The sequence below is a fragment of the Plasticicumulans sp. genome, assembly GCF_035331805.1.
Classification (GTDB): domain Bacteria; phylum Pseudomonadota; class Gammaproteobacteria; order Competibacterales; family Competibacteraceae; genus Plasticicumulans.
Genome location: NZ_DAOLKE010000557.1, coordinates 1 through 1525, shown reverse-complemented (window position 1 = coordinate 1525; position 1525 = coordinate 1). Strand labels below are relative to the sequence as shown.

The window sequence follows — 1525 nt, the reverse complement described above, 5'->3', positions numbered from 1 at the left end:
CCAGCGTCACCGACAGCAGCGCCGCGCCGGCCATCGCGAAGGTCTTGGTGTAGGCGAGCGGCTTGAACAGCCGGCCTTCCTGCGCTTCGAGCGTGAACACCGGCAGGAAGGAGACGGTGATGATCAGCAGGCTGAAGAACAGCGGCGGCCCGACCTCGCGCGCCGCCGCGATCAGGATGTCGGTGCGTGGCATGCCGGGCGGGGCGCGCTCCAGGTGCTTGTGCGCGTTCTCGATCATGACGATCGCCGCATCGACCATCGCGCCGATCGCGATCGCGATGCCGCCGAGGCTCATGATGTTGGAGTTCATGCCGAGCGCGTGCATGACCAGGAACGCGATCAGCACGCCGACCGGCAGCATCAGGATCGCGACCAGGGCGCTGCGCACGTGCCACAGGAACACGATGCAGACCAGACCGACGACCAGGCTCTCCTCGATCAGCGTGTGGCGCAGCGTGTCGATGGCGCGCTGGATCAGCGCCGAGCGGTCGTAGACGGCCTCGATGCGCACGCCTTCGGGCAGGCCGCTCGCGAGTTCGGCGAGCTTGGCCCGCACCGCGTCGATGACATCGAGCGTGTTGGCGCCCGAGCGCGCGACGACGATGCCGCCGACCGCCTCGCCCTCGCCGTCGAGTTCGGCGATGCCGCGGCGCTCGTCGGGTCCGAGTTCGACGCGCGCGACATCGCGCAGCAGCACCGGCACGCCGCCCTCGGCCTTCAGCACCAGGTTTTCGAGATCGGCCGCACCGCGCAGGTAGCCGCGTCCGCGCACCATGTATTCGGTCTCGGCGAGCTCGACGCTGCGCCCGCCGACATCGGTGTTGCTGGCGCGGATGATCTCGCCGACGCGCGCGAGCGGGATGCCCCAGGCCTGCAGCTTGTGCGGGTCGACGACGACCTGGTACTGCTGCACGAAGCCGCCGAGGCTCGCGACCTCGGAAACCCCCTGCGCCTTCGTGAGCTGGTAGCGCACGAACCAGTCCTGCAGCGTGCGCAGCTCCGCGAGCGTGCGCTGCGCGCCGAGCAGCACGTACTGGTAGACCCAGCCGACGCCGGTCGCATCCGGCCCGAGGCTCGGCGTGATGCCCTTCGGCAGCCGCCCGGCGGCGAAATTGAGGTATTCGAGCACGCGCGAGCGCGCCCAGTAGAGGTCGGTGCCGTCCTCGAAGATCACGTAGACGAAGGACGCCCCGAAGAACGAGAAGCCGCGCACGACCTTCGATTTCGGCACGCCGAGCAGCGCCGTGGTCAGCGGATAGGTGACCTGGTCCTCGACGACCTGCGGCGCCTGGCCGGGCATCTCGGTGTAGACGATGACCTGCGTGTCGGAGAGATCCGGCAGCGCATCGAGCGCGGTGTGCGCGAGCGCCCAGACGCCGGCGGCGACCACGAAGGCCGTGCCGAGCAGCACGAGGAACAGGTTGCGGGCCGAGGCCGCGATGATGCGCCCGAGCATGCTCAGTGCCCTCCGTGGCCGGCCGGCGCCGCCGGTGCCGCCGGTGCCGCCGGTGCCGCCGGTGCCGCC

General features: G+C 70.4%; 1 protein-coding gene. It reads right to left on the bottom strand.

From position 1 onward, the window contains the following. A partial coding sequence (locus PKE44_RS19350) for an efflux RND transporter permease subunit (RefSeq protein ID WP_324554480.1) occupies positions 1 to 1456 on the bottom strand: 1456 nt, incomplete at its 3' end. Positions 1457 to 1525: the final 69 nt, after the last annotated feature.